Origin of the sequence: Kutzneria chonburiensis (assembly GCF_028622115.1) — a bacterium.
Lineage (GTDB): Bacteria > Actinomycetota > Actinomycetes > Mycobacteriales > Pseudonocardiaceae > Kutzneria > Kutzneria chonburiensis.
On record NZ_CP097263.1, the window covers coordinates 9,363,299 to 9,389,159 of the forward strand.

The following is a 25,861-nucleotide window of genomic DNA, read 5'->3' on the forward strand; positions in this document are numbered from 1 at the left end:
CGCCAGGCGGAAAACCGTGGTCAGCCGCGCAGTGATCGTTCTCACCGGGACCTCACACCCAGGTGTTGATCAGGCTGTTGGCCGCCATCTCCAGATAGGCCCACAGCTGCTGGCGTTCGGGCTCGGCCAGCCGCTCCTCGTCGACGGCGATCCGCATGCAGCGCAGCCACGCGTCCCGCTCGATCGGCCCGATGCTGAACGGCACGTGCCGCATCCGCAGCCGCGGGTGTCCACGCTGGTCGGAGTAGGTGTGCGGGCCACCCCAGTACTGGATCAGGAACAGCCGCAGACGCTCCTCGGCCGGCCCGAGGTCCTCCTCCGGGTACAGCGGACGGAGCACCTCGTCCTTGGCGACCTCGGCGTAGAAGCGGCCGACGATGCGGCGGAACGTCTCCTCGCCGCCGACGGCCTCGTAGAAGTTCTGCGGCGTTCCCACGTCGTCAATCCTCGCACTCGCGGGCGGCGGTCAGCCGCCCAGGTCGGACGACTTGCTGTCGTCGAAGCCGGTGGGGCGCGGCCGGGCCGGCGCGGGCTTGCGCTCCTCCTCCGCCTTGGGCGGCGTGCGCACGAACGGCGGCTCGATGCCGGCGGCCACGAAGGCGCCCATGATCCGGGCCCGCAGCGCCCGCTGCGTGGCCCACTGCCGGCCAGGCCGGACCTTGACGGTCAGCCGCAGGGTGATGCCCTCGGAGGTGACCTTCTCCACGCCCAGCACCTGCGGCGCGTCCAGCACGTCCTCGGCCAGCGGGGCCTCGGCCACCGCGGCCTCGACGGTCTCACCCATCAGCTCCAGCGCGTCGTCCACGCTGGCGTGCCCGAACGGCACGTCGACGACGGCGACGGCGAAGCCCTGGCTGGAGTTGCCGATACGCACGATCTCGCCGTTGCGCACATACCACACCGTGCCGTTGACGTCACGCAACGTGGTCACGCGCAGTCCGACGGCCTCGACGGTGCCGGTGGCCTGCCCAGCGTCGATCACATCGCCGACGCCGTACTGGTCCTCCAGCATCATGAACACGCCGGACAGGAAGTCCCGGACCAGCGACTGGGCGCCGAAACCGATGGCGACGCCGAGCACACCGGCCGAGGCGATGATCGGCGTGATGTCGATCTTGAACTGCTGCAGCACCATCAGGAACGCGATGCCGGCGGTCAGCAGCGTGGTCAGCGACTTGAGCACCGAGCCGATGGTCTTGGCCCGCTGCCGGCGTCGCTCGGACCGCTGCGGAGCGGGCAGCTGCTGCGCCCGCTCCTTCAGCGGCTTGAGCAGCGGCGGCATGTCGCCGTTGCCCTGGGTGAACTTGTCGATCATCCGGTGGACCATGTACCGGATCACCACGGCGATGGCCACGATGATCGCGATGTTGATGGCCCCGGCGACTAACACTGGCCAGTTGTCGGCGAACCAGCTCGCCGCCGCGACCACGTTGGTGCCTTGCCCGGTCATGTATCCAGTTCCTCCAGCTCCAAGCCGACCTGATGGGCGAGGAAGCCGAGTTCGTCGACGGCGAGCGCCACGCTGCGCGACACCGACCGGGCCGCGTGACCGACCTCGGTCTCGCGGCGGATCAGCACCGGGTGCTTGGTGGGGTCCGCACTGGTGGCGTGCTGCAACGCTGCGCACATCTTGCGGGCGTGGTTCGGGTCCACCCGGCTGTCCGACTCGAACACGGCGAACAGCACGGCCGGGTACTCGACCTCCTCGATCACCCGATGGTACGGGGAGTAGGCCAGCAGCCAAGCCAGCTCCTCGGCCACGGCGGCGCTGCCGTACTCCTCCGCCCACAGCCTGCCCAGCAGAAACCGCTCGTACCGCACCATGTCCAGCAGTGGTGCGGAACACACCACCGCGCGGTACAGCTCCGGCCTTTGGGTCAACGCCGCTCCGACAAGCAGACCACCGTTGGATCCGCCGGAGATCGCCAGCTGCTCCGGCGTCGTCCAGCCCTGCCGGATCAGGTACTCGGCGGCCGAGTGGAAGTCGTCGAACACGTTCTGCTTGCGGTCACGCATGCCGGCCTGGTGCCACTGCTCGCCTTCCTCGGCGCCGCCACGCAGCGACACGAGGACCCACACGCCGCCGGACTGCACCCACGCCAGCGCGTTGCTGTTGTAGCCGGGGCGGCGCGTGACGGCGAAGCCGCCGTAGCCGGTGATGAGCGTGGGCAGCGGCTGCGTGGGCCGGCCGTTGGGCGACACCACGAACATGCGCACCACGGTGCCGTCGCGCGACACGTACTCGAGCTGTTCGGTACGCACGTCCGGCACCTCGACGGCACCCGGCGCCGCGGCCCACAGCTCGGTGTCGGTCGCGCCGATTCGGTACGTGCGCACGCACGTGGGCGTGGTGAAGTCGGTCCAGCCGAACCAGACGACGCCCTCGTGGCCGTTCGTCCGAGCGTCGGCCATGGTGATGCCGTGCAGGCTGCCCTTGCTGGGCAACGGCACCTGGCTCACGTGAGTGCCGGTCGACGGCTCGTGCAGGTGCAGCTCCGACACGGCGTGCCGCGTGCGCTGAAGCAGGATGTGGGCGCCCTGACCCGATTCGCCGCGCACCCACTCGGCGTTCTCCAGCACGGAGTCGCGCTCTTCGGCGACGAGCTCGGTCCAGTGCTCACGGCCAGGCTGCCGCGGGTCGGCGACGCACAGCCGCCCGCGCGGGGCGTCCAGCGTCGTCAGCAGGTACAGGCGGCCGTCGCCGGCGACCCATGCGTTGCACCGCGCGCCGCCCTCGTCCGACACGACGTCGTTGAGCACGAACTCGTCCGCCGTGAGGTCGGCGATCCACACGGCCTCGCGCTGCGTGGTGCCGCGCCGGCCGTCGACGATCAGCCAGTGGCCGTCCTCGGAGGTGTGCAGCGTGAAGTAGTACGTGGGGTCCATGCCGTCGCCGTGCACGTTGACGTCGTTCGCGATGTCCGTGCCGACACGGTGGCGCCACACGCGGTGGTGGAACAGCTCCTCGCCCTCCGGCACGTCCGCCAGCGGCAGGCGGCGGATGTAGAAGAACTCCTCGCCGCCGGGCAGCCAGCCCACCGAGCTGTACCGGCAGCGGTCGATCGGGCCGTCCAGCAGCTCGCCGCTGTCCACGTCGAGTACGTGCAGCAGCGACTCCTCGTTGCCGCCGACCGAGATCTGGTACGCCAGCAGCGCGCCCTCGCGGCTCGGCGACCACGTGTCCAGGGTCGTGCGGCCGGACGGGTCGAGCACCGTGACGTCGAGCAGGACGCGCTCGCTGCCGTCGCGGTCGCGCAGCCACAGCGCGGCGTGGTCCTGATCCGGGTTGCGGCGGGTGAAGAACGCGCGGCCGTTACGCCAGACGGGTGCTCCCACGCTGCCGGCGGCCGTCAGCCGCTCCAGCCGCCCGCGCAGCGCGTCCCGGCCCGGCAGCGCCGTCAGCCACGACTCCGTGAACGTGTCCTGTGCGGCCGACCAGGCGACGGTGCGCTCGTCGGCCGGGTCCTCCAACCAGCGGTAAGGGTCCGACACAGCGTGTCCGTGCAGGTCCTCCACGAGCGCCAGCCGCTCGGCCGGGGGATAGGACGCCGTCGAATGGGGTGCAGCCTCGGTCATCTGCCGAAGAGTAGCGACCTAGGTGAAAACGATCGCCGTTAGGCCACGGTTCACCATGGATTTCACGACGGGTTCATGACATGTCATGCATGTCAGGGCGGAGGGCCTGGGGCTGCGGGCGATTCGGGACACACCCCTTCTGACCTGCTGCTTTGGTCGGAGGACGTCCGGTTGGGTCCGACCCGGTCCGGACGTCTGCCGGCCTGGAGGCGGCCTGGGGCCGGCGGCGGTGCTGGTGCCGAACCACCCCTCAGCCTCACCCGCCCGTTGCCCTCGTCCATGCCGCCGTTAGCGCCGGGCCGGCCGGGTCAAGGCATCTTTCCCGCCTTGATGCGGCTGGTCCGGTGTTAAAGGATCAAGCAGGAGGGCTGGGTCTCGTCCGCGTGTGAAGCGGCCGGCCTCGGGTACTCCCGACCTGCGGTCCCTGATGTCCCTCCCCTGGCGTCAGGGGCCGCCTCGTGTCCGGGGTCAATGCCGCTGAGATCGAACTGAGCCGGCTCGGAGCCATGGCCACTGGTGCTGATGCCTATGGACCCTGCGCGCCGTCGTCGGCGGCGTTCTGGCGTGCCCTGCGGGCCGTGCCCGGAAGGGTCGCCCGGCCCGGCGGAGCATGAGGGCCGTTGGCGTGCCCTTCCGGGCCGAACGGCCCGGTGACCGGCGCTGCCAGGGCGACCGCCGCGCCGCCGCCGGCGGCGCGCCTTGATCCCATAGAGCCAAATTCGGCAGTGCAACAAGGACGTGCATACGCGATTGGATCTATACTGCCTAGATGGCGGGCCCGGACAGTGCGGACAGTGACGGCACAAACACTCGGGAGTCTGCGTCGGAGCCCGCGTCTTCGGAACACGGAAGCGATGTTGCCGAGTACGTTATTCGGGTCAAGGCAGCGGATCGTAGTGCTGTTACCTTGGGTGATGTGGTTGGTCCGGCGGCTGCGCATATGGCTGATGTTCAGCGTTCGTTGGGGTTGTCGGCGCTGGGAGATTCCGCTCGGCTTATGGACGGCGTTGGCGGTTTGCGTGGCGTAGCCGATTACCTTGCCTCGGTTAAGGGTATGGCTGCTAGGACTGCGGTTTTTGATGATGTGGTTGGTCCGGCGGCTGCGCATATGGCTGATGTTCAGCGTTCGTTGGGGTTGTCAGTGCTGGGAGATTCCGCTCGGCTTATGGACGGCGTTGGCGGTTTGCGTGGCGTAGCCGATTACCTTGCCTCGGTTAAGGGTATGGCTGCTAGGACTGCGGTTTTTGATGATGTGGTTGGTCCGGCGGCTGCGCATATGGCTGATGTTCAGCGTTCGTTGGGGTTGTCAGTGCTAGGAGATCCCGCTCGGCTTATGGACGGCGTTAGTGGCATTACGGGCGTCGCCGACCATCTAGCTTCGGTTAATATCGAAGCATTGGGGGCTGTGAAATTTTACGACGCGCTTATGCCTACCATGACGACGTCGTTTGGCGTTCAAAATGCTGTCGACTACATGACAAGAAGTCAACAGACTGGCCTTGGGGTGGTCACAGCGCTTGAAGAATTTAGGGCTGTAGTTCCGTCGGTGATCTCTAATCTGGCTGGGGCTAGTGGACCAATGTCTGGTGTTAACTTCTCTCGAACGGCATTGGCAGGCCTGGTTGACGGTTCTCGGCGCATGCAAGAATTCGACGTTGTAGCAAGCTTTGATAACTCGGCGCTGTGGCGGGGTGAGCGACGGTTGGCCGAGGAAGCGGTCAACCGTTCGGTTGCCGAGCTACTTGAAGTGTTGGCGACAAGTACGGCGCGAGAGTCAATGAAGGATCCGGGTTCTTCGGTCAATGCTTTTGCTGCATTGGCGGATGATGACCTGCGGCTCGGTCTTACAAACTATCCTTATGCGCCCACTTCGGCTGCTCTGGATGATGAAACTTCTTCTTTGCTTGACCAACTTCGCAGTAATATCAATGATCGACTTGAACGTATGGGCATCTCTGGGGCGACCAGGGTTGTGATTGGAACCCTGCTATTTGAGTGTTCTGTCATTCTATACTTTAGTGACCATGCTGCATTTGCTGCAATTAATGACGTCTTCTCGTTTCCCGCAAATATCCTAGGTTGGGGATTGTTTGTGTTTGCAATGAGCAAGAAGAAGTAAATCTTCTGAGTGGGGCCGGGTCTGGCATTGCGGTTGATTTCATCTGCTGGGGCTGAAAGTCAAGCTTGTTTGTATGAGCGGAAGTAGGTCTGAGGCTAGCCTGGGGCTTGTGGCAATAGTCTCGGCCGATTTATGCGTGTGAGGACTGCCCGTGCTATCGATTACCAAGGCGCCCGCTTCGCGGGCGATAAGGACGCCCGCTGCCGTGTCCCAGGGCTTATTTGCAAGGATCACCGTGGCGTCAATACGGCCTTCCGCGACCCAAACTAGATCCAGTGCGGCGGTGCCGAACATTCGGACTCGTTCGACGTTGTCGGCCAACAAGGTTGTCAGCTTGAGTCGTTTGGCGTTCTTGGCGGCGGCGTCTTTGCCTACTGCGTAGTCGCCGATAGAGACGATGGCCTTGCTTAGGTCGTCGGTGGTGCTGGCGCGCAGGCGCTTGCCGTTGACGAAGGATCCGAGTCCTTCGGCGGCGGCGTATTGGAGGTCGAGGAACGGGGCGGAGATGGCGGCGACGATGGGGGTGCCGTCGCGGACCAGGGCGAGGGAAGTGGCGCAGAGGGGGAGACCGTGGACGAAGTTGGACGTGCCGTCGATGGGGTCGAGGGTCCACGTTAGGCGGTCGGGGCCGGCGAAGGGGCGTTCGCCTTCTTCTTCGCCAAGGAAGCCGATCTCGGGGGTGGCCTCTTCGAGGTAGGCGGAGATCTCGCGTTCGATCTTCAGGTCGACTTCGGTGACGAAGTCGCGGTCGCCCTTCTGGTGGATCTCGTGGGGCGCTGCCTTCTTGATCAGGTTGTACCCGATCTTGACGGCGTTCTGGGCTATCTCGATGAGCTGGGTCGTCTGCCTCATTCGGTTACCTCCTGGGCGCGATCCCACATGGATTCGAAGACCTGGGTGAACGTGTCGTACAGGCCCATGGTGCCGTCCTTGCGCTCCATGACCAGCGTCGGCGACTCGACGCCTCGTGCATCCGGTAGGTAGGGCTGCACGATGCAAGAGCGGTTGTCGATGATGGTGATGTTGAAGCGGAGCGATTCGTCGTAGGTACGGATCTGTAGGCGGGCCTGGGCGTCGGGGGATAGTCGTGTGCCGATTCGGCGAAGAGCCTCGATGTTGAGCCGGGTTAGGGTGGCGAGGTGTCCGGGTGGTTGGGACTCCTCGCGTTCGCGTGCCTTGATGTGATCGCCTTCGGGCGCTAGAAAGAGACACTCGACGCTGGTGCCGGATTCAAGGAGGTCAAGAAGAGCCTTGTCCGGGTAGTGCTGGCACAAGAGGTTCAAGGACAAGCCGGACATGCGGATACGCTGTGCGCCGTCGAACAGTTCGTGTGGCGGAAGCTTGTGCATGAACTCGGATCGACTGGGGAAGACGGCGACGACATCGGCCACGCCTGGCGGCAGCGGCATTGTCACCGCTGACGGTAGGGTGCTCGGCCTCGCTGTCACCGCGTCCGCCTTTCGGGGTGGCTCGGGGACGAAGTCGACGCCCCCGTCGTGCGGTTCGAAGAGCTCGGTGGCTGTCCACCCCGGAAACATCGCCTCCAGAATGCGGCAGTGGTCGGCGTATGGCAGCGTCGCCAACTCACCGGAAAGCCATCGGTAGAACTGTGCCTTGCTCGGACCACCTCCGATCAAGTCTGGTTCGATCTTCTTGGCAACTCGGTCGTACTCACGCCGAAATGCCGTGTGTCCCTGTAGGTGTCGTTGCTTGAGTAGCACCTTAAGCAGCGTCGGCTTGTCCGTCACTAGCTCACCCCTCAGTTTCGGCGAGACGAGACGAGACTAGCACATAGATGAGACACAGACGAGACTAGGCGAGGCAGAGAAGTTCGAGACGGGACTCGTACGGGCCAAGAGGGGACCCTGCTTCGGGGCAGTCTGAGGGTGTCCGCCGGAGAAGGCGGCCAGGGGCCGGGTGACCGGCACTGACCTAGGAGGCGAATAGATGCCAGCACCGCAGGATGTGCGATTCACCGTTTCGTTCGACGAGTGGTTCCCGCAGGGTCTCTACCTTATGGGCGAGCTGACCCAGGCATTCGAATACCAATCGCAGGAGGAGAAGGCCAAGGGGCGGCCGGCTCGGCCGATCGTGGACCAGGCGACCGGGCTCTACGTGTACCGCGGGCAGTGCTCGGACCCGGCGGCGGAGAAGGCCCGGGAGCAGGCGTTCACGGTGGAGTTCGTGGCGAGTGTCCAGCCAGTGCCGCCGGCCGCGATCGCGCCGAATGTGCCGGTGCGCGCGATCGTGCTGGAGGGGATGACTGTCCGTCCGAGGGCGGAGGCGTCCGGACAGGCGAAGTGGCTCACGTACCAGATCAGGGCTACCGGTATGCGCGCTGTGGCCACTGGTCCGCAGGGCGGCTCCGGTCGATCGGCGAAGGCTGCCGGCGATGGGGGCCAGAGCGAGGCTCCGAAGTCCAACGCCGCATAAGGGGCCGGCGGTGCTGAGGGTGCCTGAGCAGATGGTCAAGCGGTGGGAGAGCGCCTACCGCTTCTATCAGGAGGCGAACCTGATAGCCGGCTCGGGCCGGGTGAGCGATGTCGCGGTCGCGGACATGGTGCGCGCCTCGCGAGAAGTGGCGACGGCCTGGCGGGCGTTCAGCTACGTCGACGAGCTGCCGTGGTGGGCGGTCGCAGCGGTTGCGACGGCGGCACAGGCGTTCGAGGGCCAGGCGCGGGAATGGGAGCGGCGGGCGCGTCCCGGAGGTGATCAGCAATGAGCGGTCAGGAGGCCGACCGTGCCGGGCTGGCTGACGCGGAGTTGGAGGCGCTCGCGACGTCGTGGCCAGTGGCGGAGACCGATGAGGAGATCGACGCAATTCTGACCGGCTTGGCGTCGGGAGGTGCTCTGTGATGGACCTTGATCATTTGGCGCCAACCCTGACGACTGTGCCGGTGGAGAACCTGGCCGACGTGGTCTTCGAGTACTCGGCGGATCGGCGGCGGTTGCGGGTTCGGCTTCCGGCTGGGGCCAACGGGGTCGTTGTGGACCTGTCACGGTCGGCAGCGATGGACCTGGCGGAGAAGGTCAACGCTCGTGTCGTGGGCATGGCCGATCCGGTGGTGCCGCCGCAGCCGCGTTGTCAGGGGCCGGCGATGGTGTCAGACGGGGAGCGGCGACGGTGACTGACCAGGACTGGACGTCCGCGTGGATCGACGACGCCGAACGGCCTGTCGACCCAATGGAGGAGTTGGCGATCACGCTCGGGACGGAGATCCGTGAGCTGCGGGAGGGCTTGGGCTGGTCGCGCTCGATGCTGGTTCGTCGCTCTGGAACGGCGCGCTCGTGGTTGACGCGCCTGGAGGACGGCAACGGCCTTCCGTCGGTGGTGGTGCTGCAACGGCTCGCCTCGGTGATGGGCAAGCGGCTGTGGATCACGTTGATCGACGAGCGGGACCGGTTGCCGCCGCGCTACTCGACAGGGAAGGAGGTGTGAGGCGAATGAGCAGGGAGCGCATGGAAGAGCTCAGGGAGGTTGCGGAGCGGTCGGCGCGGCGACGTGAGGACGCGCTGGACGTGTTCATGGTGTTGGTGGACGGTGACTTCTCTCCCGCTGGTGGGCCGGCGGCACAGGTGCAGTGGTGGAACTACTTGTCCTTCGTGGCGGCGGGTCTCGGCACGACTACGCGGGCTGTGCGGTCACTGTTCATCGGCCAACTGGAGGAGCTGGGCGGCCGGTTGGACGCCGACTATCCAGAGCTGAAGGGTGAGCTGCCGCAGAACGCGGATCAGCTGGCCGAGATGTCGGCGGCGGACCTGCTGGTCTATGTGCTCGCGATGGGACCAGAACCCAAGGATGGGCAAGGGTTTGTGTCCTGGGCAGTGACACGGCGGTACGCGTTGACGGCGGTCGCGGATCGGCTGGCGCGGTGCTCTGAGGCGTGGAACGGGTTGGTGACCGGCGCTGATCGGCGCGGTCGGACGGTGCTGCGGGTGAACGCGCGGAGCACGTCAACTGCCAACACCACAACAGGTTTCGACTAGTGGTGGGGCGGGGGTGGGCATCTTCGTTGACACGATGCGTCCACCCCCACTGGCCACCTGACACGAAGGTGGGTGGTTGCTCGGTGAACCTGGGGACGTTGTGCTTGAGCTGGAAGGAGAACCGGCGAAAGAGCTGGGCGTTGCGGCGGATGCGGCGGCGTCGGAAACGGTGGAAGTGGCGTCGGTGCGGGGACTGTCCCGAGTGGGGATGGTCGTGCAGCCGGCGCTATCTGTGCCGGGAGTGCCGGTGGAACCGCGACGCGCGGAAACATCTGCAACACAAGGAAAAAGCTCGATGAACTCAACTCGATAGCGGTGCGGGAGGGGACGGCTTTGTCTTGGCGGACCGTCCGTCCCCTTCCACTTCAACGTCCACAACCCATGTAGGGAGCGGAACAGTGACAAGCGTAGCGGACCGCGCGCACGGGTCGTCAAGCCCCCTGTCGTGTAAGGGTTTCCGAGGTCGTAGCACTCGAAAGTGTGTGCGATGCGGGAAGTTCGCTCGCTTCGAGCCGGGTCGTCAGGTGTGCAGCCTGTGCCTGGGTCACCTTCCGCTGATCTATCCCAAGGCGGGGTAGGCGCTTCCTGTTCATGGGTCGTGGATCGGCCGACTCGACGACGCCCGTCGTCTGTGCTCGGTCGCAAGCCAAAAGCGGCGTACTCGAACAGAAAGGCTCTACCTGTCATGGGGAACCTCAAGCGTGACGCGGAAGCGGCCGGCTGTCTGGTCCTGTTGGGCTTGGCGGTGGGCTGGTTGGTCGCGAAGCTGGTGAAGACTGTCTTGTGGTTGCTATGGAAGGGAATCCGGCACGGCCTACCGGCGCTGTGGCGAGGGGTGAAGTGGCTGAACCGCCACCCTCGGACCACAGCGACTCTGCTTGTGCTTGCCGGCCTGGTGACCCTCGGGGCGGTGCTGCGGGCCTGGGCGGTGCTGGCGTTCGTGGGCCTGGTGCTCGTCGGCCTGGCCGTCGTTGTCGGACCGGTGTTGGCGTGGCGGGCCCCGGTGTGGTGGGAGCGATGGGTGTGGCGCTTCGTGCGGTCCTGGTGGCTGAGGTGGGTGTTCTACGTGCCGCGTTGGGAGTCCTGGGCGCGAGGCTGTGGCCTGGCGATCGTGGATGAGGCCACGCTGGCGGTGTCCCTGCCGGTGATCATCAAGGTCACGACGGGGCCGGCGTGGGATGAGGTCCGGGTGTCGATGGCGGTCGGGCAGAAGACGGAGGACTTCGAGGAGCGGGTGCGGGAGTTGGGGCACGCTCGGCGGTCGGCTCGGTGTGTGGTGCGGGAGTTGTCGCCGGGTGTGGTGTCGGTGGACTTCCAACGTCGTGACCTGATCGCCGGCGTGGTGCCTGGCGCGTCGATCCCGGTGGAGATGCTGGGGGACGCGGTGGACCTGTTCTCGGTGCCGGTAGGGGTGTCGGAGTACGGGCGGGTCCTGCGAATGCCGCTGTTCGGTTCGCACACGTTCTGTGCGGCGACAACCGGCGCGGGTAAGAACTCGTTCACGTGGGCTCCGTATCCGCTGCTTGCTCCGGCGGTGCGGGACGGCCTGGTGACCGTCTCCGGGATCGACCCGAAGGGGATGGAGCTGGCTTACGGGCGAGGCTTGTTCCGCCGGTACGCGGACACTCCGAAGGCGGCGGTGGAGCTGCTGGAGGAGCTGGTGGAGTCGATGCAGGCGCGCAAGGTGAGGCTGGCGGGTCGGCGGCGCAAGGTGGTGATCTCGCGGGACAACCCGTTGGAGATTCTGGAGTTCGACGAGATCGCGGCGTTGACCAAGTACCTGGGGGACAAGAACCAGCGGGCGCGGATCGAGTCGTTGGTGGGTCTGCTGTTGACGCAGGGGCGTTCGTTGGGGTTCGTGGTGCGGGGCTACGTGCAGGAGCCGACGAAGGAAACCGTTGTGTGGCGGGAGCTTTTCCCGTACCGGATGGCGATGGCGCTACCCACTGCTTCCTATGTGGACATGGTGTTGGGTGACGGCGCGTACGAGCGGGGCGCGCGGGCGGACCGGATCCCGGCGGACACCCCGGGTGTGGGGTACGTGCTGGAGGAGTGGCGTCGGGTGCCGGTGAGGGGTCGGGTCGCGTGGACCGGTGACGCCGGGATCGAGGAGTTGGTGGACTACGTCAACGCGCCGGCTCGGGGCGACGACATGTCCGGTGGTCGGGTCGTGGAGTTCTTGCGGCGCAACGGGAATGCGGGCGGTGAGGCGGCGTGAGCATGGTTGATGAGGCAAGCCGCGGGACTGCCCTCGATGGCGGCGCGGTGCCGTCGTTTCCCACCGATGTCGCGGGCCAGTCGCGGGCGGAGCGGGCGCGGATGCCGATCACGATGGACGTGGCGGTGGCTGCGGCGGAGAAGTTCGGCGTATGCGTCCGACCGCTCGTGAAGGAGGTGGAGGACCCGGACGCGTTCGAGCTGCGCTACGTGGCGGTCCCCTGCGGGTCGACGCTGGAATCGGTGTGCGGGCCGTGCGCGAAGAAGGCCAAGGCGCTGCGGATGACCCAGTGCCGCGAGGGCTGGCACATGGCCGACGAGCCGGACTTCACGCCGGACGCCCTACTGAGGACCAGGTGGGCCTGCTGACCTACCGGGCGGACCTGCTGGCGGCCACCGGCGGGCGGAGGTCGAGGGCAACGGCGCGGACATGGACGAGTTGCGTGACGCGATTCGTGACGCGGACGCGGAGCTGAAGGCGGCGGGTGTGCGGGGCCGGCTCCCGTCGCCGGATGTTTCGGCAACCCGTCCGGTGAAGCGGTCGACCCGGCGGCGGCAGGATGCGCCGAACCTGCCTCGTCGACGGGTGTCCAAGCGGACCGTGGGGCGGGAGTACGCGGGCAAGTACCGGCCGTCGATGTTCACCACGCTCACTCTCGACTCCTACGGGCGGGTGCGCGACGACGGGACACCGGCGGACTTCCACACCTACGACTACCGGCGGGCGGCCCGGGACGCGGTGCACTTCGCGTCACTGGTCGACCGCTGGTGGCAGAACCTGCGGCGGGTCGTCGGCTTCGACGTCCAGTACTTCGCGACGGTGGAGCCCCAGCGGCGGGCGACTCCGCACCTGCACGCGGCCATGCGCGGGTCGTTCCCGCACGAGGTGATCAGGAAGGTCACGGAGGCCACCTATCACCAGGTGTGGTGGCCCAACCATGACCAGCTGGTCTATCAGCCGGGCGGGGAGCTGCCGGTGTGGGACTCGGCGGCGGAGGGCTTCGTGGATCCGCAGAGCCGTCGGCCGCTGACCGGCTGGGAGGAGGCGGTGGCGGACCTGGTGGAGCCGGCGCACACGGTCACCTTCGGCCGGCAGGTCCACTCCAAGGGCATCCTCGGCGGCTCGGAGGAGGCCGGCCGGCACATCGGCTACCTGACCAAGTACCTCACCAAGAGCGTCGGTGAGGTGATCGAGGCTGCGAGCGACCGGCAGAAGGAGCACCACGAGCGGTTGCACGCGGAGCTGTCGGTGACGCCGTGCTCGGAGCGGTGCGCGGTGTGGCTGCTGTACGGGGTCCAGCCGCGCGGGGTGCGGTCGTCGATGACTCCGGGGCACTGCAAGAACCGGGCACATCGGCGTACGACTCTCGGCCTGCCGGGCCGGCGGGTGCTGGTCTCGCGGAAGTGGTCGGGCAAGACGCTGGCCGACCACAAGGCGGACCGGAAGCGCTTCGTGGCGGAGGCGCTGGCGGCGGTCGGGATCGTCAAGCCGGTCACGGACACGAGCCGGCTCGTCTGGCACAACGTGCGGCCTGGTGATCCGAACGTCCCGCCTCGGGCTCATCTGCTGCTGCACGGCATCGCGGAACGGACGCGGTGGCGCGCCGAGTACGACCGGGCGATGGCGGAGGCGTGGGGCCCTCCACCCGGGGCGGATTTTTCGGCAACGACGGAAGCGGCCTAGCGAACTGGGGGAGCGGCATGGCTGGCAAAGGTGGTCGGGAGCTGTGGACTCCGGAGGACTTGGGGACGTTTCTCCAGGTGCCGGAGAAGACGCTGAGGGATTGGCGCTACAAGGGGTACGGACCGCCGTGGCTGAGGATGGGAAAGCGGGTCCGGTACGACGCCAAGGCGGTATTGGACTGGCTTGACGGGTTGGCGACCAACAACCCGGATGCCGCTTAACCAAGTTGATCTCTGGCGCCCGTGACGCCGTCTCGTCCATTGGGCGGCGTCACGGGTTGCCGTTCTGTTCGGCAACAAGCACATGGAGTTGACGATGGCTGGCCATATTGAGGATCGGTGGTATCGCCCCAAGCGGGATCCTGTCACCAAGAAGGTGGTGGTGGACGAGAAGGGCAAGGTGGTAAAAGAGCGATCGCCGTTGTACGGAAAGGGGCTGCGGTACAAGGTCCACTACTACGACGCCGACAGCCAGGAGCACGCCAAGTCTTTCCCGGACAAGCAGCTGACGAAGGCCCAGAACTTCCTCACCAAGCAGCAGCACGACGTGTTGGCCGGCGTGTTCGTGGATCCGGCCGGCGGCAAGCTGACCTTCAAGGAGTATGCGGCAACCGTGCTGATGGGGCGGTCTCAGGACCCGTCGACGGTTCGGACTGTCACGAGCAACCTGGCGAACCAGGTCTACCCGTTCCTCGGCGGCCGGCAGCTGGCGGCGATTGACGCAGATACGATCCGGAAGTGGCTGGGGTGGATGGACGGGCAGGAGCGTCCGCCGTCGAACACCTATCGCAAGCAGTTGTACGACATGGTGTCGTCGATTCTTGAGGCGGCGGTGTCCGACAAGAAGATCCGGTCCAACCCGTGCCGGGACAAGTCGATCTCTCGGCCGTCCGCAGGTGGGTACAAGGTGCGGCCATGGTCCGAGGCCAAGATGCGCAAGATCAAAATGGCGATGCCGCCTCGTCGACAGATCTCGGTGACGATCGGCGGCGGGATCGGACTTCGGCAAGGCGAGATTCTGGCGTTCTCGATGGACAACGTTGATCGCGAGAAAATGGTCTACCACTGCACCCGTCAGTTGGTGCGGATCAAAGGCCAGTTCATGTGGAAGCTGCCCAAGGGGCACAAGACGCGGGAGATTCCGCTCGGTCGCGGCGTGCTGGAAGAGCTCGACGACTACGCAGAGAACTTCGAACCGGTGGCGATCACGTTGCCGTGGGGTGAGCGGGACGGCAAGAAGTTCGAGACGGTCTCCGTGCTGATGACGAACGACAAGGGCGAGTTGGACTCCGGTGTCACCTTCAATGACACCGTCTGGCGGCCGGCCTTCGATGTGGCTGGAGTCACATACGAGCCCGATCGGTCAGACGGGATGCACGCTCTCCGGCACCTGTTCGCCAGTTCGATGCTGGCCCGTGGCGTCTCCATCAAGGAGCTGGCCGCGTTCCTCGGTCACGCCTCTGAGGCGTTCACGCTGAAGACCTACGTCCACCTGATGCCCAACTCCTACGACAGGGCTCGGTTGGCCGTCGACGAGATGTTCAGGCCCCGAAAGAGCACGCCCGAACAGAGCGGCGAGGGCAACACGGCCTGAGCCGGCCTGTTCCAGCCAGACGGCCTAGAGACGGCCTGGGGCTTCTGAGACACGCTTAAAGAGCTTGTTTGCCCAGGTGACGGCCCATCGCAACGAAGATGTCATGCATCACACGTGCGTTGAACGGGTCAAGTGTGGTCGACTAAGGCAGCACCGGTGGAGGTGGTCGCGTGCCCGACCGACAACCCACTCCGATCGGCGCCCCCAGATCGGGGCTGGCGCCGCGGGTCCCTCTGTCTCAAATTCCTGCCCAGGCCCAGGTCAGCGGCCACGTATCCAGCGTGGATCCGGACCGGGTCGGCCAGGACAGGGCACGCGGTGCGCCGAACGGGCCCAGTTGGGGTCGGCGGCGGGTGCTGCTGCTCAACGCCACGTTCGAGCCGCTGACGGCGTTACCGCTGCGGCGGGCCGTGGTGCTGGTGGTGTGCGGAAAGGCCGAGGTCGTGCACGGTGACTCGGCCGGTCTGATCCTGCATTCCTCCACTGCCAGCGTCGTGGTGCCCTCGGTGATCCGGCTGTCCAACTACGTCCGGGTCCCCTATCGCGGCCGGGTGCCGCTGACCAGGGCCGGGCTGATGCACCGGGACCGCTACCGCTGCGCGTACTGCGGCGGGCGGGCCGAGACTATCGATCATGTCGTGCCGCGTTCGCGCGGGGTGCGCACAGCTGGACCAACTGCGTGGCCTGCTGTGCCAAGTGCAACCACCGCAAGGCCGACAAGATGCTCTCCGAACTGGGCTGGAGGCTGCTGGTCGTGCCGACCGCGCCCCGGGGCCGCACTGGCGGCTGCTGGCGGGCGTGGCCGACGCCGACCCCCAATGGCTGCCATACCTGGGCGAGCCGGCGGCGTGAGCCGGAGGTTCGCCCAGGGTTAGGCGGCAGTTCGCGCGACGAGCGACGGTCCGGGCGTTTCCGCCCGGACCGTCGCTCGTTGTGTGTCTGTGGGTCAGGCGGCGCGGTTGACGCGGATGCCGTCCCGGTTGACCCGGATCCCGTCGCGGTTGACGCGGATGCCGGCCCGGTCGGCGGCGGCGCGGTTCACGCGGATCCCGTCCCGGTTGACCCGAATGCCGTCCCGGTTGACGCGGATCCCGGCCCGGTCGGCGACCGCGCGGTTCACGCGGATGCCATCCCGGTTCACACGGATACCCTCGCGGTTGACGCGGATCCCGGCCTGGGCGTTCACCCGAATGCCACCCTGGACAAGGGTGGATTTGTTCACCCGGATGCCCGACACGACCGTGAGCACCGTGCGCATCTCTTCACTCGATCGGGTGACATCGGCGACCGAGGTGGGGAGGTTCGGCGTGTACATGGCGTGCCCTCCAGGGAGGTTTGGGGTCGATTTCAGGCGAGGCCCTTGCTCCGCAAGACCCGTACAGGTGAAAGCTAATCTTGATTGGCCGGTCAGGACAAGCCGCCAAACCGGCGGCATTCGCGGTGGTGACCCGGGGTCCGTTCGGCGCAGCACGTTCGGCCACAAGAGTGCGTGGTGATGATCACGTTCACGGGCCGTGGCCGGCAACGGAGTGGTGACTTCACCGCGCGATGTGCCCGTTCGGGCGTGGTCATCGCCCCGGACGGGGGCGGCCGGTGACGCGCGGTGGGACGGCCTCGGCTACCGTAAGTCCCCGTGAACGTCGTGGACACCCTCCTCGTCTTCGCGCTGATCCCGCTCTGTGTGTACGGCGTGATCGCGTTGCTGACGCTGTGGCCGAAGTTCGCGCGTACCCCCCGGTACCAGGCAGGCCAGGAGTGGGGCTACGCGCCAGTTTGGTGGACCGCCAACCCTGCGGGTGTCGGAACCCACGCCCCCTCCGCGCACCTCGCGCTGGAGCAGGGCGAGGCCGGCGAGCCCGCGCCGACCGCACGGGGAGGTGCCCGTGGCAACTGGTGAGATCGCGCAGCGGCACGCCGAGGACGTCGAGCTCGGCTACGGCGAGGCCCTGATGGCCGACGGCCGGCTCTCGGTCGCCGTCGAGCAGAAGCCCAAGCCGCCGAACCTGCCCTTCCGCTCCTCCGAGCTGGCCCAGCTGGACGAGGCGCTGACCCTGTCCAGCCGGGAGACCGGCCTCGACTTCAGCGTCTACCTGGGCGAGCTGGACGGCGACGACACCCGCAAGGCCGCCGAGGAGCTGCACGCGCAGACCCAGCGGCCGACGCACGCGGTGCTGGTCGCGGTGTCCCCGGGCCAGCGCGCCGTGGAGATCGTGACCGGCGACGAGTCGCACCGCCGACTGCCCGACCGCGGCTGCAAGCTGGCCGTGATGAGCATGGTGGCCTCCTTCAAGGAGGGCAACCTGGCCGGTGGCCTGGTCAGCGGCCTGCGCATGCTGACCGACCAGGCGGGCCCGGCGCCGCGCCGCTGACTGCCAAGTAACCAACGCGAAGGCCCCCGGACGTTCGTCCGGGGGCCTTCGCGCGTGTCAGGTCAGGAGCGGTCGAACTCACGGGCCGCCAACGCACGCACGATGCCGGCCCGGCCCTCGGACACCAGCCGGCGCAGCGCCGGCGGGTGCTCCTCGTCGGCCAGCCAGGCGTCGGACGCCTCGACGGTCGACTCGGTCACCGCCCACGACGGGAACAGGCCGGTCACCGTCGGCTGCGCCCGCTCGCTGGACCGCCGCCGCCACACGTCCGCGACGTCGGCGAAGTACTTCTCCGCGTACGGCGCGAGCAGCTCCTTCTGGCTCGGGTGCGCGAAGCCGTAGATGATCGCCTCGTTCACCGCGTTCGGCAGGTCGTCGTCGTGCACCGCCCGGCGCCACGCCTCGGCCTTGTTCGCCGCGGTCGGCACCAGCGCGCGAGCCCGCTCGGCATGCCGCTGACCGGCGGCCGTCGGGTCCTGCTCCAGCTCGGCCCGCACCTCGGCGTCGCCGGCCGCGCCGTGCGCGGTCAGGGCCTGCAGCAGCCGCCAGCGCAGGTCGGTGTCCACGACCAGGCCCGGCAGCGGCTCGGTGCCGTCCAGCCAGCCCTTCAGCACGGCGACGACATCGTCGGTCAGCGCCGAGCCGGACAGCGAGTTGACGAACGCCAACTGGTGGTCCGAGCCCGGCTCCGCGGAGCGGGCCAGCTCCAGCACGGTGTCGGTGAAGCGCCGCCAGCCCTCCGGGGCCCACGACGGGTCCGCGTACGAGGAGATCGCGGTCTGCGCCTGGAGCAGCAGCCGCTGCACCACGCCGACCTCGGTCTCGGTGCGGATGCCGCCCAGCACCAGCGTGACGAAGTCGCGGGCCTTCAGCTCGGCCTCGCGGGTCATCTCCCACGCCGCCGACCAGCACAGCGTGCGCGGCAGCGGCTCGGTGATGTCGGCGATCCGGTCCACCAGCGTGGCCAGCGAGTCGTTGTCCAGCCGCATCGTGCAGTAGGTCAGGTCGTCGTCGTTGACCAGCACCAGCTTGCCGCGCGGCACACCGACCAGGTCCGGCACCTCGGTGCGCTCGCCCGTCACGTCCAGCTCGACGCGGTGGGTGCGGACCAGCTTGCCGGTCGCCGGGTCGTCGTCGTACACGCCGATGGCCAGCCGGTGCGTGCGCAGCTCGCCGGCACCCGGCCGGGCGCCGCCCTGGAGCACGGCGAAGTCGGCGAAATTGCCGTTCGCGTCCACGGTGAACTTCGGCCGCAGCAGATTCAGGCCGGTGGTCTCCAGCCACTGCGCCGACCACCACGACAGGTCGCGGCCGGACGCCTCCTCCAGCGCCGCCAGCAGGTCGGACAGGGTGGCGTTGCCCCACGCGTGCTTGGCGAAGTACACCCGCAGGCCGCCGAGGAAGTTGTCCAGGCCGACGTAGGCCACCAGCTGCTTGAGCACGCTGGCGCCCTTGGCGTACGTGATGCCGTCGAAGTTGACCTCGACCGCCTGCAGGTCCGGGATGTCCGCCGCCACCGGGTGGGTGGAGGGCAGCTGGTCCTGCCGGTACGCCCAGGACTTCTCGATGTTGGCGAAGGTCGTCCAGGCGTGCGTGTACTCGGTGGCCTCGGCCTGCGACAGCACGCTGGCCCAGGTGGCGAACGACTCGTTCAGCCACAGGTCGTCCCACCAGCGCATGGTCACCAGGTCGCCGAACCACATGTGCGCCATCTCGTGCAGCACCGTCTCGCAGCGCCGCTCGTACATGTAGCGGGTGACCCGGCTGCGGAAGACGAAGTCCTCGAGGAAGGTCACCAGGCCGGCGTTCTCCATCGCGCCGGCGTTGAACTCGGGCACGAAGGCCTGGTCGTACTTGCCGAACGGGTAGCGCACGCCGAACGCGCGGTGGAAGAAGTCGAAGCCCTGCTTGGTCTGCGTGAACAGGCGCTCGTGGTCCATGTGCTCGGCCAGCGACGCGCGGCAGTACAGGCCCAGCGGGATGCTGCCCTCGTCGTCGGTGTACTCGTCGCGCCACTCCGCGTACGGGCCCGCGACCAGCGCGATCAGGTAGGTCGAGAGGGTCTTGGTGGTCTCGAAGACGTGCCGTGACGTCTCCGGGTTGATCTCCTCGACGCTGGCCGACGGCGCGTTGGACATCACCTTCCAGTCCTTCGGCGCGGTCACCGTGAGGTCGTAGACCGCCTTCAGGTCCGGCTGGTCGAAGCAGGTGAACATGCGCTTCGCGTCGGCCGTCTCGAACTGGGTGTAGAGGTAGACGCCCTTGTCGACGGGGTCGACGAAGCGGTGCAGGCCCTCGCCGGTGTTCGTGTACAGGCACTGCGCCCGCACCACCAGCTCGTTCTGCTCGGCCAGGTCGGGCAGGGTGATGCCGTTCTCGTCCCGGTAGCCGGAGACGTCGAGCTCGACGCCGTTGAGCACGGCGGACTGCACCTCGCCCGCGATGAGGTCGATCCAGGTCGACGCGCCGGCCGTGCGGCTGCGGAAGCGCACGGTAGTCGTCGACCCGAACGCGGGACCGTCGCCGGTCAGGTCCAGTGCGATGTCGTAGGACTGGACCTCGAGAAGCGCCGCGCGCTGCTGGGCCTGGTCGCGGGTGAGGTTCGGCGCGGCCACTGGTCACCTCGTCTGTGGATGTCGGGGGTCCGGGTTGGCTGTCGTTCGCCACCGGGGGATGGGCAGGGGTCCCCGCATCCAATCACGTGACGTGGTCGCCGCGCTGCCAGGATCCGGCGTAATCGCCGGACGGGAAGACCGGACGCCCTTCGTTGGTTGCCTCTATGCGTGGAGCCCGGGCAGGCCGGGCCCGGCGTCAGCCATGGAGATGTGCCGAATGAGCGCAGTGCCGTCGTTCTCCGACGAGAAGGTGAAGGTCGACTTCTGGTTCGACCCCGCGTGCCCGTGGGCGTGGATCACGTCCCGGTGGATCCTGGAGGTCGCCGAGCATCGCGAGATCGAGCTGGACTTCCATGTGATGAGCCTCTCGGTGCTCAACGACGGGCGCGACCTGCCCGAGGAGTACCGCAGCTTCCTCGACCGGGCCTGGGGCCCGGTGCGGGTGGCCATCGCCGCCGCCAAGCAGCACGGCGACAAGGTGCTGCTGCCGCTCTACACCGCGATGGGCACCCGGATCCACAACGAGGGTGTGAAGGACTTCGACGAGGTCATCAAGCTGGCGCTGGCCGATGTCGGCCTGCCGGCCGAGCTGGCCGCCGCGGCCACCAGCACCGAGTACGACGAGGAGCTCAAGACCAGCCACCACGCCGGCATGGACCCGGTGGGCATGGACGTCGGCACGCCGGTCATCCACGTCAACGGGGTCGCGTTCTTCGGCCCGGTGCTGTCCAAGATTCCGCGCGGCGAGGAGGCCGTCCGCGTGTTCGAGGGCGCCCGGCTGCTCGCCGGCTATCCGCACTTCTACGAGCTCAAGCGCACCCGGACCGAGTCGCCCGACTTCTCCTGACTCGTCCGAACGACTCGGGCGTTGCTGCCGCACTCCTCGCGGCGGCAACGCTCGACTTTTTCACGACCTCCGGTCCGCGTGCGAACTGGAGGAGTTCGCACAACTCCTCGACGTCGTGCGAACTGGAGGAGTTTGCAAAATTGCTCCAGTTCGCACGAACTGGTCAGCGGTCGCCGTGCCAGTCGACGTCGGCGAGGGCGATCGGCTTGCCGGGCAGCGGGGATGCCGACGCCGGTCGCAGACCGTCGAGCATCAGCTGGGTGAGGCGGGCGTCCAGCTCCTCGGGCATGGTGCCGGGCACGTCGAACGGCCGCTTGAGGTGGAGCGATACCAGCATGGCCACGTCGACGACGCCGACGTCGGTGCGCATGGATCCGTCAGCCTGGGCAGTGATGATCATCTGCTCCACGATGCGCAGCAGCTCCTTGCGGGCCGAGCGGACCTCGTCGCTCTGGTGCAGGGCGGTGTGCAGCTGCGGGTCGACGATGGAGCGCAGGGCGCCGAGCCGCAGGGCCACGCACTCGCGGACGAAATGGCTCAGGGCGCTCCAGGCGTCGGGCTCGGTGCGAAGGGCGGAGCGGGCGAGCTCGGTCATGTGCTCGACGGTGTGCACGGACAGGGCTCTGAGCAGCGCGACCCGGTCCGGGAACCGCCGGTAGAGCGTGCCGACGCCGACCCCGGCATGCCGGGCGATCTCCTCCATCGGCACCCCGACGCCCTGGTTGACCAGCAGCTCGCGGGCGGCGGCCAGGATCTGGTCGCGATTACGCTTCGCGTCCGCCCGCAACTGTCCCGTCATCGCCCGCACGCCTTCCACCGGCACAAATGTGCTCCGAGGCTACCGTCCGCCGGCATGGTTGTGGCCCGTCCCGCGCTGGGACGGGCCACAAACCGTGACCGGTCGGCCGTCAGCGGCCGTTGCGGGCCGGGGCCTTGAGCCGGGCCGACAGCTCGCTCACGTCGATCTTGCTGTCGCTCGGCGTGCGCTCGCTGAGCGTCTCCGCGTTGGCCACGCTCGGGTTCTCCACCGGCGTGCGGCGGGGCGTGGCGTTGCGGACGCGCTCGCTCGGCACCATCGGGCGCAGCTTCTGGTCCAGCTGCCTGGTCAGGTGGATCATCGTGCGCGGCTGGTTGAGGCCGACGATGCCGACCGGCTTGCCGGCGCGGATGTAGCCGGTGATGGACCGCTCGGCGCCGTTGGGCCGGGTGCTCAGGTACATCGTCTGCTGGCCGATGGCCGGGATGCCGGCGGCCTGGATGCGCACGTGGTGCTGCTCGGACCAGAACCGGGGCAGCGGCGTGAACGGCTTGGCCCTGGACTTGCCGGCCAGCAGGTTCTCGGCGGCGGCCCGGCCCATCTCGATCGCGTTGAGCCAGTGCTCGACCCGGCGCGGCACGCCGTCGAACCGCAGGTTGGGCCAGCGGGCGACGTCACCGGCGGCGACGACGTCGGAGGCGCCGACGACGTGGCAGGTCGGCTCGCACAGCACGCCGTCCTCCAGCACCAGGCCGGAGCCGGCCAGCCAGTCGGTGGACGGCATGCTGCCGACCGCCAGGATCACGCAGGCGGCGGTGATCAGCCGCTCGTTGGACAGCACGATGGCGACGCCCTCGGGACCGGTCGCCCAGTGCCGGATGTCCACGCCGAGCGCGAGGTCGACGCCGTGCCGGCGGTGCAGGTCGCCGATGGCCGCGCCGAGCTCGGGGCCGAGCGCCTTGCCGAACAGCGTCTTGGACCGGCCGATGATGGTGACGTCCCGGTTCATCTCCCGACAGCTGGAGGCGAACTCGCAGCCGGTGAAGCCGGTGCCGATGACCACGACGCGGCCCTTGGAGCGGGTCAGCGTCTCCTTGATCGCGATGGCGTCGTCGAGCGTGCGCAGGGCGTGCACGCGCGGGTCGTGCCGGGGCGCGCCGGCCAGGTGCCTCGCCTCGACGCCGGTGGCGATCATCAGGCCGTCGTACTTGAGCTCCTCGCCGCCGGGCAGGTGCACGACGTGCCGCCCGTGGTCCAGCTTGTGCGCCCGGGTCCTGGTCCGCCAGATCGCGTCGATGTCGTGGTACGCGGGGAAGAACAGGTCCTTGGTGGCCAGCTTGCCCGTCACCAGCTGCTTGGACAGCGCCGGCCGGTGGTACGGCTTGTACGGCTCGTCGCCGACGATCACCACCTCGCCGTCGAACTTCATCTCGCGCAGCCGCTCGGCGGCGCGCAGCGCGGTCAGCCCGGCGCCGACGATGACGATCCGTTCCATCCTGCCGCTCACAGTTGCTCCCCGGACAGCTGGATCGCACGCATCGGGCAGGCCATCGCGGCGGCGCGGGCCTGGTCGGCGTACTCGGGGATGACCTCGGTGACGTAGCGCAGGCGCTCGTCCTCCGTCAGTTCGAACAGGCTCGGGGCCTCGTACTGACAGGTGCCGTAGAGGTGGCAACGACCGTTGTTCACGCTGATGGTCAGGGAGCTGCCGTGCAGAGCGCGACGAGGACTCATCGGGCCAGCAGTCCTTTCTCAAGAGGCGGGTTCGGGGTAACCGCGTGGCGGGGTGGTGGCAGGACGTTCGGGGGATGTCCTGCTAGCCGCCGCTGAGCACTCCTGCTCCGACGAGGTTCTTGCTGGGCACGAAGCGGAGCACGGCCAGCACGACGGTCGGGATGCCGAGGGTCAGCCCGCCGAGCCAGACGATGGACAGGTGGCCGTTGGCGACGGCGCCCAGCCAGGAGTGCACGATGGTGATGCCCACCGCTATGTAGGCCATCTGGTGGAAGCGGAGCCACCTCCGGTAGACGAAGAACTTGACCAATCCGGTGGAGATCAGGATCGCGGTCATCACCTCGAGCCCGAGGATGCCGAACGCCCAGCGCAGCTGGCCGCCGTCGATGATCGGGATCGTCAGGTTGACCCAACTGAAGATCTCATCGGAATCGGTGAGGAAAAGGAAGCATGCCGCGTGCAGGCCACCGAAGGCGAGCGTGAACGTCGCCATAATCATGTGGCTGCTACGAACGGCCTGCCGTCCTGTCAGCTTGGTGACCCATCCGGTCGCGGTGAAAATCCCCCAGACCAGGGTCAGGCACATCAACGCATAGGCCAGCCGGGCCGAAAGCGCGGCTACCTGACGCACGCCGGAATCGTGCGCGGAGTGCACTGTCGGCGACACAATCAACTGCGTCAACGTTATCAACTGCGTCGACACCTCAGACGCCTCCCGGACGGCCGTGATGCTCGGGGTGATCCGTTCGGAGCAACGGGGTGGGCCGTGTGGTCAAGGCCATGCTCCGGGTCGGATGTCCGATTGTCACTTATTGTTGGTCATGGTTAAACAGTTTGTCTGTGGTGACAGCCGCCTCCAGACGTCCTGAGGAGTAATCCGTACGGCCGGATGGAGCAGCTGTCAGGGTGGTGCGTCGTTCCTGGTTAGCGGAACTAACGAATTCGGTTGTCTATGTCCTTGTAGAAGTTGGTGTGAGCGTCACACCGGCGGGCAGGTAGTTCGACACCAAGGCGGTCGACTTCGGTGGCGGACGCATGGTTTCTCCTGCCCGAGGCATCGGTTCCCGACCGGCCGGAACCGGTTCCTGGAATCGTTTTCTCCGTGCTGCGATGCCGGGCCGGCGGGCATTGAGCCCGGCGGTCAGGCGGTGGAACTCACGCGGCCGGTCGACGGTCGTCAGGCCGACCAGTCCGTCCGCCCGCGCCGTGGCCAGGCTGCCCGGGCCGAGTCGCCCGTGCTCGCCGCCCAGCTGTGGCTGGCCCGCGACCTGTACCCGCATGCGGTGCTGCTCGGTCCAGAACCGCGGCAGCGGCGTGAACGCCGGCGCCCGTGACGGTCCCAGCAGCAGGCTCTCCGCCGCCGCCCGGCCCATCTCGACCGCGTTCAGCCAGTGCTCGACGCGCCTGGGCACGTCGTCGAACCGCAGGTTCGGCCAGCACGCCACATCGCCGGCCGCCACCACGTCGGCCAAGCCGGCGACATGGCAGGTCGGCTCGCAGTACACACCGTCACGCTCGTGGTGCGGCACCTTCGAGCCACGCAGCCACGACACCGCCGGCAGGCCGCCGATCGCGATGACGACATGCCCGGCGACCAGCACCTGCCCGTCGGACAGGTGGATCGCGATGCCGTTGTCCTGCGGCAGCCAGTGCAGCACCTCGACGCCGAGGGCTACGCCGACACCCTTGCTCTGGTGCAGACGGGTGATGCTGTCGCACAGCTCCGGCGGCAGCGCACCGGCCATCAGCGTCGGCTTTTCGGTCACGATCGTGACCCGCCGCTTGAGCGCGCGGACACTGGCCGCGACCTCGCAGCCGGTGAAACCGCCGCCGATCACGACGACGGGCTCCTTGTCCGCGGACAGCGCCTCGTGCAGTCGCGTCGCGTCGTCCAAAGTGCGCAGGTGGTGCACGCGTGGGTCGCTCACCGGGGCGCCCGGCAGATGCCGGGACTCCATGCCGGTGGCGATCACCAGTCCGTCGTAGGCGAGCTGTTCGCCGCCCGGCAGCATGAGCGCCCGCTTGCCGGTGTCGATGCCGCGAGCCGCGGTGTTCAGCCGCCAGCGCGCGTCGACCTCGGTGTACGCGGCCAGCGTCAACTGGTCCGCGCGCACTCTGCCGGTCAGCAACTGCTTGGACAGCTCAGGTCGGTGATAAGGACGGTGTGGCTCGTTGCCGACCATCACCACCTCACCCTCGAACCTGAGTTCACGCAGCCGTTCAGCGGCTCGCCAGCCCGCCGCTCCAGCCCCTACTACGACGATGCGATCTCGTCGGTTCACCGACTACGTCCTCGCTCACCGCGTGGTGTCCGCCACGCCGGCCCCGACCGCACGTGTGATCCTGCAACCGGCAGATCGGAT

Annotated in this window: 25 protein-coding genes and 2 pseudogenes; 15 read left to right on the top strand and 12 right to left on the bottom strand. The window is 67.7% G+C overall.

Annotated features, from left to right (window positions below; translation table 11 throughout):
- Positions 1–52: 52 nt before the first annotated feature.
- From M3Q35_RS43475 to M3Q35_RS43485, 3 genes are read right to left on the bottom strand one after another with little or no spacing between them, the layout of a single operon-like run.
- The gene (locus tag M3Q35_RS43475; RefSeq protein ID WP_273938425.1) at positions 53–436 is read right to left on the bottom strand and encodes a globin; all 384 of its coding nucleotides are present in this window, start codon (positions 434–436) and stop codon (positions 53–55) included.
- 30 nt (positions 437–466) lie between these two features.
- Positions 467–1,450, bottom strand: a complete 984-nt coding sequence (locus M3Q35_RS43480; RefSeq protein WP_273938426.1) for a mechanosensitive ion channel family protein — start codon at positions 1,448–1,450, stop codon at positions 467–469.
- Entirely contained in the window at positions 1,447–3,576 is a 2,130-nt protein-coding gene (locus M3Q35_RS43485; protein ID WP_273938427.1) for a prolyl oligopeptidase family serine peptidase, read from the bottom strand. Before M3Q35_RS43485 ends, M3Q35_RS43480 begins: the two co-directional genes overlap by 4 nt.
- Before the next feature lie 769 nt (positions 3,577–4,345).
- Between M3Q35_RS43485 and M3Q35_RS43490 the strand changes: the two genes are divergently transcribed.
- Positions 4,346–5,695 (top strand): hypothetical protein, encoded by a 1,350-nt coding sequence (locus M3Q35_RS43490; RefSeq protein ID WP_273938428.1) that lies wholly within the window; start codon positions 4,346–4,348, stop codon positions 5,693–5,695.
- Between the two features lie 39 nt (positions 5,696–5,734).
- On the opposite strand, the gene M3Q35_RS43495 is transcribed toward M3Q35_RS43490, so the two are convergent.
- Together M3Q35_RS43495 and M3Q35_RS43500 are read right to left on the bottom strand one after the other, a co-directional pair.
- Positions 5,735–6,547 (bottom strand): inositol monophosphatase family protein, encoded by an 813-nt coding sequence (locus tag M3Q35_RS43495; protein ID WP_273938429.1) that lies wholly within the window; start codon positions 6,545–6,547, stop codon positions 5,735–5,737.
- The gene (locus tag M3Q35_RS43500; RefSeq protein ID WP_273938430.1) at positions 6,544–7,443 is read right to left on the bottom strand and encodes a DUF5919 domain-containing protein; all 900 of its coding nucleotides are present in this window, start codon (positions 7,441–7,443) and stop codon (positions 6,544–6,546) included. Before M3Q35_RS43500 ends, M3Q35_RS43495 begins: the two co-directional genes overlap by 4 nt.
- Positions 7,444–7,642: 199 nt before the next feature.
- Between M3Q35_RS43500 and M3Q35_RS43505 the strand changes: the two genes are divergently transcribed.
- The 11 genes and pseudogenes from M3Q35_RS43505 (at position 7,643) to M3Q35_RS43555 (ending at position 16,028) form a co-directional block, all read left to right on the top strand.
- Complete coding sequence (locus tag M3Q35_RS43505; protein WP_273938431.1) at positions 7,643–8,128, top strand: hypothetical protein; 486 nt, start codon at positions 7,643–7,645, stop codon at positions 8,126–8,128.
- A 10-nt stretch (positions 8,129–8,138) separates the two neighbouring features.
- Positions 8,139–8,417, top strand: coding sequence for a hypothetical protein (locus tag M3Q35_RS43510; protein ID WP_273938432.1), 279 nt, complete (start codon positions 8,139–8,141; stop codon positions 8,415–8,417).
- Positions 8,414–8,551, top strand: a complete 138-nt coding sequence (locus M3Q35_RS43515; protein WP_273938433.1) for a hypothetical protein — start codon at positions 8,414–8,416, stop codon at positions 8,549–8,551. Before M3Q35_RS43510 ends, M3Q35_RS43515 begins: the two co-directional genes overlap by 4 nt.
- Positions 8,551–8,823: a hypothetical protein gene (locus M3Q35_RS43520; protein WP_273938434.1), complete on the top strand. Its 273-nt coding sequence runs from the start codon at positions 8,551–8,553 to the stop codon at positions 8,821–8,823. Before M3Q35_RS43515 ends, M3Q35_RS43520 begins: the two co-directional genes overlap by 1 nt.
- A complete protein-coding gene (locus M3Q35_RS43525; RefSeq protein WP_273938435.1) occupies positions 8,820–9,134 on the top strand; it encodes a helix-turn-helix domain-containing protein in 315 nt (104 codons plus the stop codon). Before M3Q35_RS43520 ends, M3Q35_RS43525 begins: the two co-directional genes overlap by 4 nt.
- Before the next feature lie 5 nt (positions 9,135–9,139).
- Complete coding sequence (locus M3Q35_RS43530; protein WP_273938436.1) at positions 9,140–9,682, top strand: hypothetical protein; 543 nt, start codon at positions 9,140–9,142, stop codon at positions 9,680–9,682.
- Positions 9,683–10,562: 880 nt separating this feature from the next.
- Positions 10,563–11,900 (top strand): cell division protein FtsK, encoded by a 1,338-nt coding sequence (locus tag M3Q35_RS43535; RefSeq protein ID WP_273938438.1) that lies wholly within the window; start codon positions 10,563–10,565, stop codon positions 11,898–11,900.
- A 101-nt stretch (positions 11,901–12,001) separates the two neighbouring features.
- Positions 12,002–13,583, top strand: a pseudogene (locus tag M3Q35_RS43540) (replication initiator).
- A 17-nt stretch (positions 13,584–13,600) separates the two neighbouring features.
- Complete coding sequence (locus M3Q35_RS43545; RefSeq protein WP_273938439.1) at positions 13,601–13,804, top strand: helix-turn-helix domain-containing protein; 204 nt, start codon at positions 13,601–13,603, stop codon at positions 13,802–13,804.
- Between the two features lie 82 nt (positions 13,805–13,886).
- Positions 13,887–15,176, top strand: a complete 1,290-nt coding sequence (locus M3Q35_RS43550) for a tyrosine-type recombinase/integrase (RefSeq protein ID WP_273938440.1) — start codon at positions 13,887–13,889, stop codon at positions 15,174–15,176.
- 353 nt (positions 15,177–15,529) lie between these two features.
- Positions 15,530–16,028: pseudogene (locus tag M3Q35_RS43555) on the top strand (HNH endonuclease).
- Between the two features lie 94 nt (positions 16,029–16,122).
- Here M3Q35_RS43555 and M3Q35_RS43560 read toward each other — a convergent pair.
- Positions 16,123–16,491 carry a hypothetical protein gene (locus tag M3Q35_RS43560; RefSeq protein WP_273938442.1) on the bottom strand — a complete coding sequence of 123 codons (369 nt, stop codon included), beginning with the start codon at positions 16,489–16,491 and terminating at the stop codon, positions 16,123–16,125.
- Positions 16,492–16,809: 318 nt separating this feature from the next.
- Between M3Q35_RS43560 and ctaJ the strand changes: the two genes are divergently transcribed.
- Positions 16,810–17,073, top strand: coding sequence for an aa3-type cytochrome oxidase subunit CtaJ (gene ctaJ / locus M3Q35_RS43565; RefSeq protein ID WP_273938443.1), 264 nt, complete (start codon positions 16,810–16,812; stop codon positions 17,071–17,073).
- Positions 17,060–17,545, top strand: coding sequence for a DUF5130 family protein (locus tag M3Q35_RS43570; RefSeq protein WP_273938444.1), 486 nt, complete (start codon positions 17,060–17,062; stop codon positions 17,543–17,545). The genes ctaJ and M3Q35_RS43570 overlap by 14 nt, the downstream gene beginning before the upstream one ends.
- A gap of 62 nt (positions 17,546–17,607) precedes the next feature.
- Here M3Q35_RS43570 and pepN read toward each other — a convergent pair whose 3' ends face one another.
- Positions 17,608–20,160 carry an aminopeptidase N gene (pepN, locus tag M3Q35_RS43575; RefSeq protein WP_273938445.1) on the bottom strand — a complete coding sequence of 851 codons (2,553 nt, stop codon included), beginning with the start codon at positions 20,158–20,160 and terminating at the stop codon, positions 17,608–17,610.
- Positions 20,161–20,377: 217 nt separating this feature from the next.
- Between pepN and M3Q35_RS43580 the strand changes: the two genes are divergently transcribed.
- Positions 20,378–21,007, top strand: a complete 630-nt coding sequence (locus M3Q35_RS43580; protein WP_273938446.1) for a mycothiol-dependent nitroreductase Rv2466c family protein — start codon at positions 20,378–20,380, stop codon at positions 21,005–21,007.
- Positions 21,008–21,170: 163 nt separating this feature from the next.
- Here M3Q35_RS43580 and M3Q35_RS43585 read toward each other — a convergent pair whose 3' ends face one another.
- The 5 genes from M3Q35_RS43585 to M3Q35_RS43605 all read right to left on the bottom strand — a co-directional run bounded on the left by M3Q35_RS43585 (position 21,171) and on the right by M3Q35_RS43605 (position 25,780).
- Positions 21,171–21,806, bottom strand: a complete 636-nt coding sequence (locus M3Q35_RS43585; RefSeq protein ID WP_273938447.1) for a TetR/AcrR family transcriptional regulator — start codon at positions 21,804–21,806, stop codon at positions 21,171–21,173.
- A gap of 109 nt (positions 21,807–21,915) precedes the next feature.
- Positions 21,916–23,271: an NAD(P)/FAD-dependent oxidoreductase gene (locus tag M3Q35_RS43590; RefSeq protein ID WP_273938448.1), complete on the bottom strand. Its 1,356-nt coding sequence runs from the start codon at positions 23,269–23,271 to the stop codon at positions 21,916–21,918.
- Positions 23,268–23,498, bottom strand: coding sequence for a ferredoxin (locus tag M3Q35_RS43595; RefSeq protein ID WP_043718080.1), 231 nt, complete (start codon positions 23,496–23,498; stop codon positions 23,268–23,270). Before M3Q35_RS43595 ends, M3Q35_RS43590 begins: the two co-directional genes overlap by 4 nt.
- An 82-nt stretch (positions 23,499–23,580) precedes the next feature.
- On the bottom strand, positions 23,581–24,129 hold the full coding sequence (locus M3Q35_RS43600) for a ferric reductase-like transmembrane domain-containing protein (protein WP_273938449.1): 549 nt from the start codon (positions 24,127–24,129) through the stop codon (positions 23,581–23,583).
- A gap of 319 nt (positions 24,130–24,448) precedes the next feature.
- Positions 24,449–25,780, bottom strand: coding sequence for an NAD(P)/FAD-dependent oxidoreductase (locus tag M3Q35_RS43605; RefSeq protein WP_273938450.1), 1,332 nt, complete (start codon positions 25,778–25,780; stop codon positions 24,449–24,451).
- Positions 25,781–25,861: the final 81 nt, after the last annotated feature.

What these genes read in the sequence shown, in the direction of transcription:
- M3Q35_RS43550 (WP_273938440.1), top strand. Translation starts at nt 13,887, where the DNA reads ATGGAGTTGACGATGGCTGGCCATATTGAGGATCGGTGGTATCGCCCC.
- M3Q35_RS43595 (WP_043718080.1), bottom strand. Translation starts at nt 23,498, where the DNA reads ATGAGTCCTCGTCGCGCTCTGCACGGCAGCTCCCTGACCATCAGCGTG.
- M3Q35_RS43495 (WP_273938429.1), bottom strand. Translation starts at nt 6,547, where the DNA reads ATGAGGCAGACGACCCAGCTCATCGAGATAGCCCAGAACGCCGTCAAG.
- M3Q35_RS43560 (WP_273938442.1), bottom strand. Translation starts at nt 16,491, where the DNA reads ATGTACACGCCGAACCTCCCCACCTCGGTCGCCGATGTCACCCGATCG.
- M3Q35_RS43580 (WP_273938446.1), top strand. Translation starts at nt 20,378, where the DNA reads ATGAGCGCAGTGCCGTCGTTCTCCGACGAGAAGGTGAAGGTCGACTTC.
- M3Q35_RS43505 (WP_273938431.1), top strand. Translation starts at nt 7,643, where the DNA reads ATGCCAGCACCGCAGGATGTGCGATTCACCGTTTCGTTCGACGAGTGG.
- M3Q35_RS43480 (WP_273938426.1), bottom strand. Translation starts at nt 1,450, where the DNA reads ATGACCGGGCAAGGCACCAACGTGGTCGCGGCGGCGAGCTGGTTCGCC.
- M3Q35_RS43530 (WP_273938436.1), top strand. Translation starts at nt 9,140, where the DNA reads ATGAGCAGGGAGCGCATGGAAGAGCTCAGGGAGGTTGCGGAGCGGTCG.
- M3Q35_RS43520 (WP_273938434.1), top strand. Translation starts at nt 8,551, where the DNA reads ATGGACCTTGATCATTTGGCGCCAACCCTGACGACTGTGCCGGTGGAG.
- M3Q35_RS43490 (WP_273938428.1), top strand. Translation starts at nt 4,346, where the DNA reads ATGGCGGGCCCGGACAGTGCGGACAGTGACGGCACAAACACTCGGGAG.
- M3Q35_RS43515 (WP_273938433.1), top strand. Translation starts at nt 8,414, where the DNA reads ATGAGCGGTCAGGAGGCCGACCGTGCCGGGCTGGCTGACGCGGAGTTG.
- M3Q35_RS43485 (WP_273938427.1), bottom strand. Translation starts at nt 3,576, where the DNA reads ATGACCGAGGCTGCACCCCATTCGACGGCGTCCTATCCCCCGGCCGAG.
- M3Q35_RS43585 (WP_273938447.1), bottom strand. Translation starts at nt 21,806, where the DNA reads ATGACGGGACAGTTGCGGGCGGACGCGAAGCGTAATCGCGACCAGATC.
- M3Q35_RS43545 (WP_273938439.1), top strand. Translation starts at nt 13,601, where the DNA reads ATGGCTGGCAAAGGTGGTCGGGAGCTGTGGACTCCGGAGGACTTGGGG.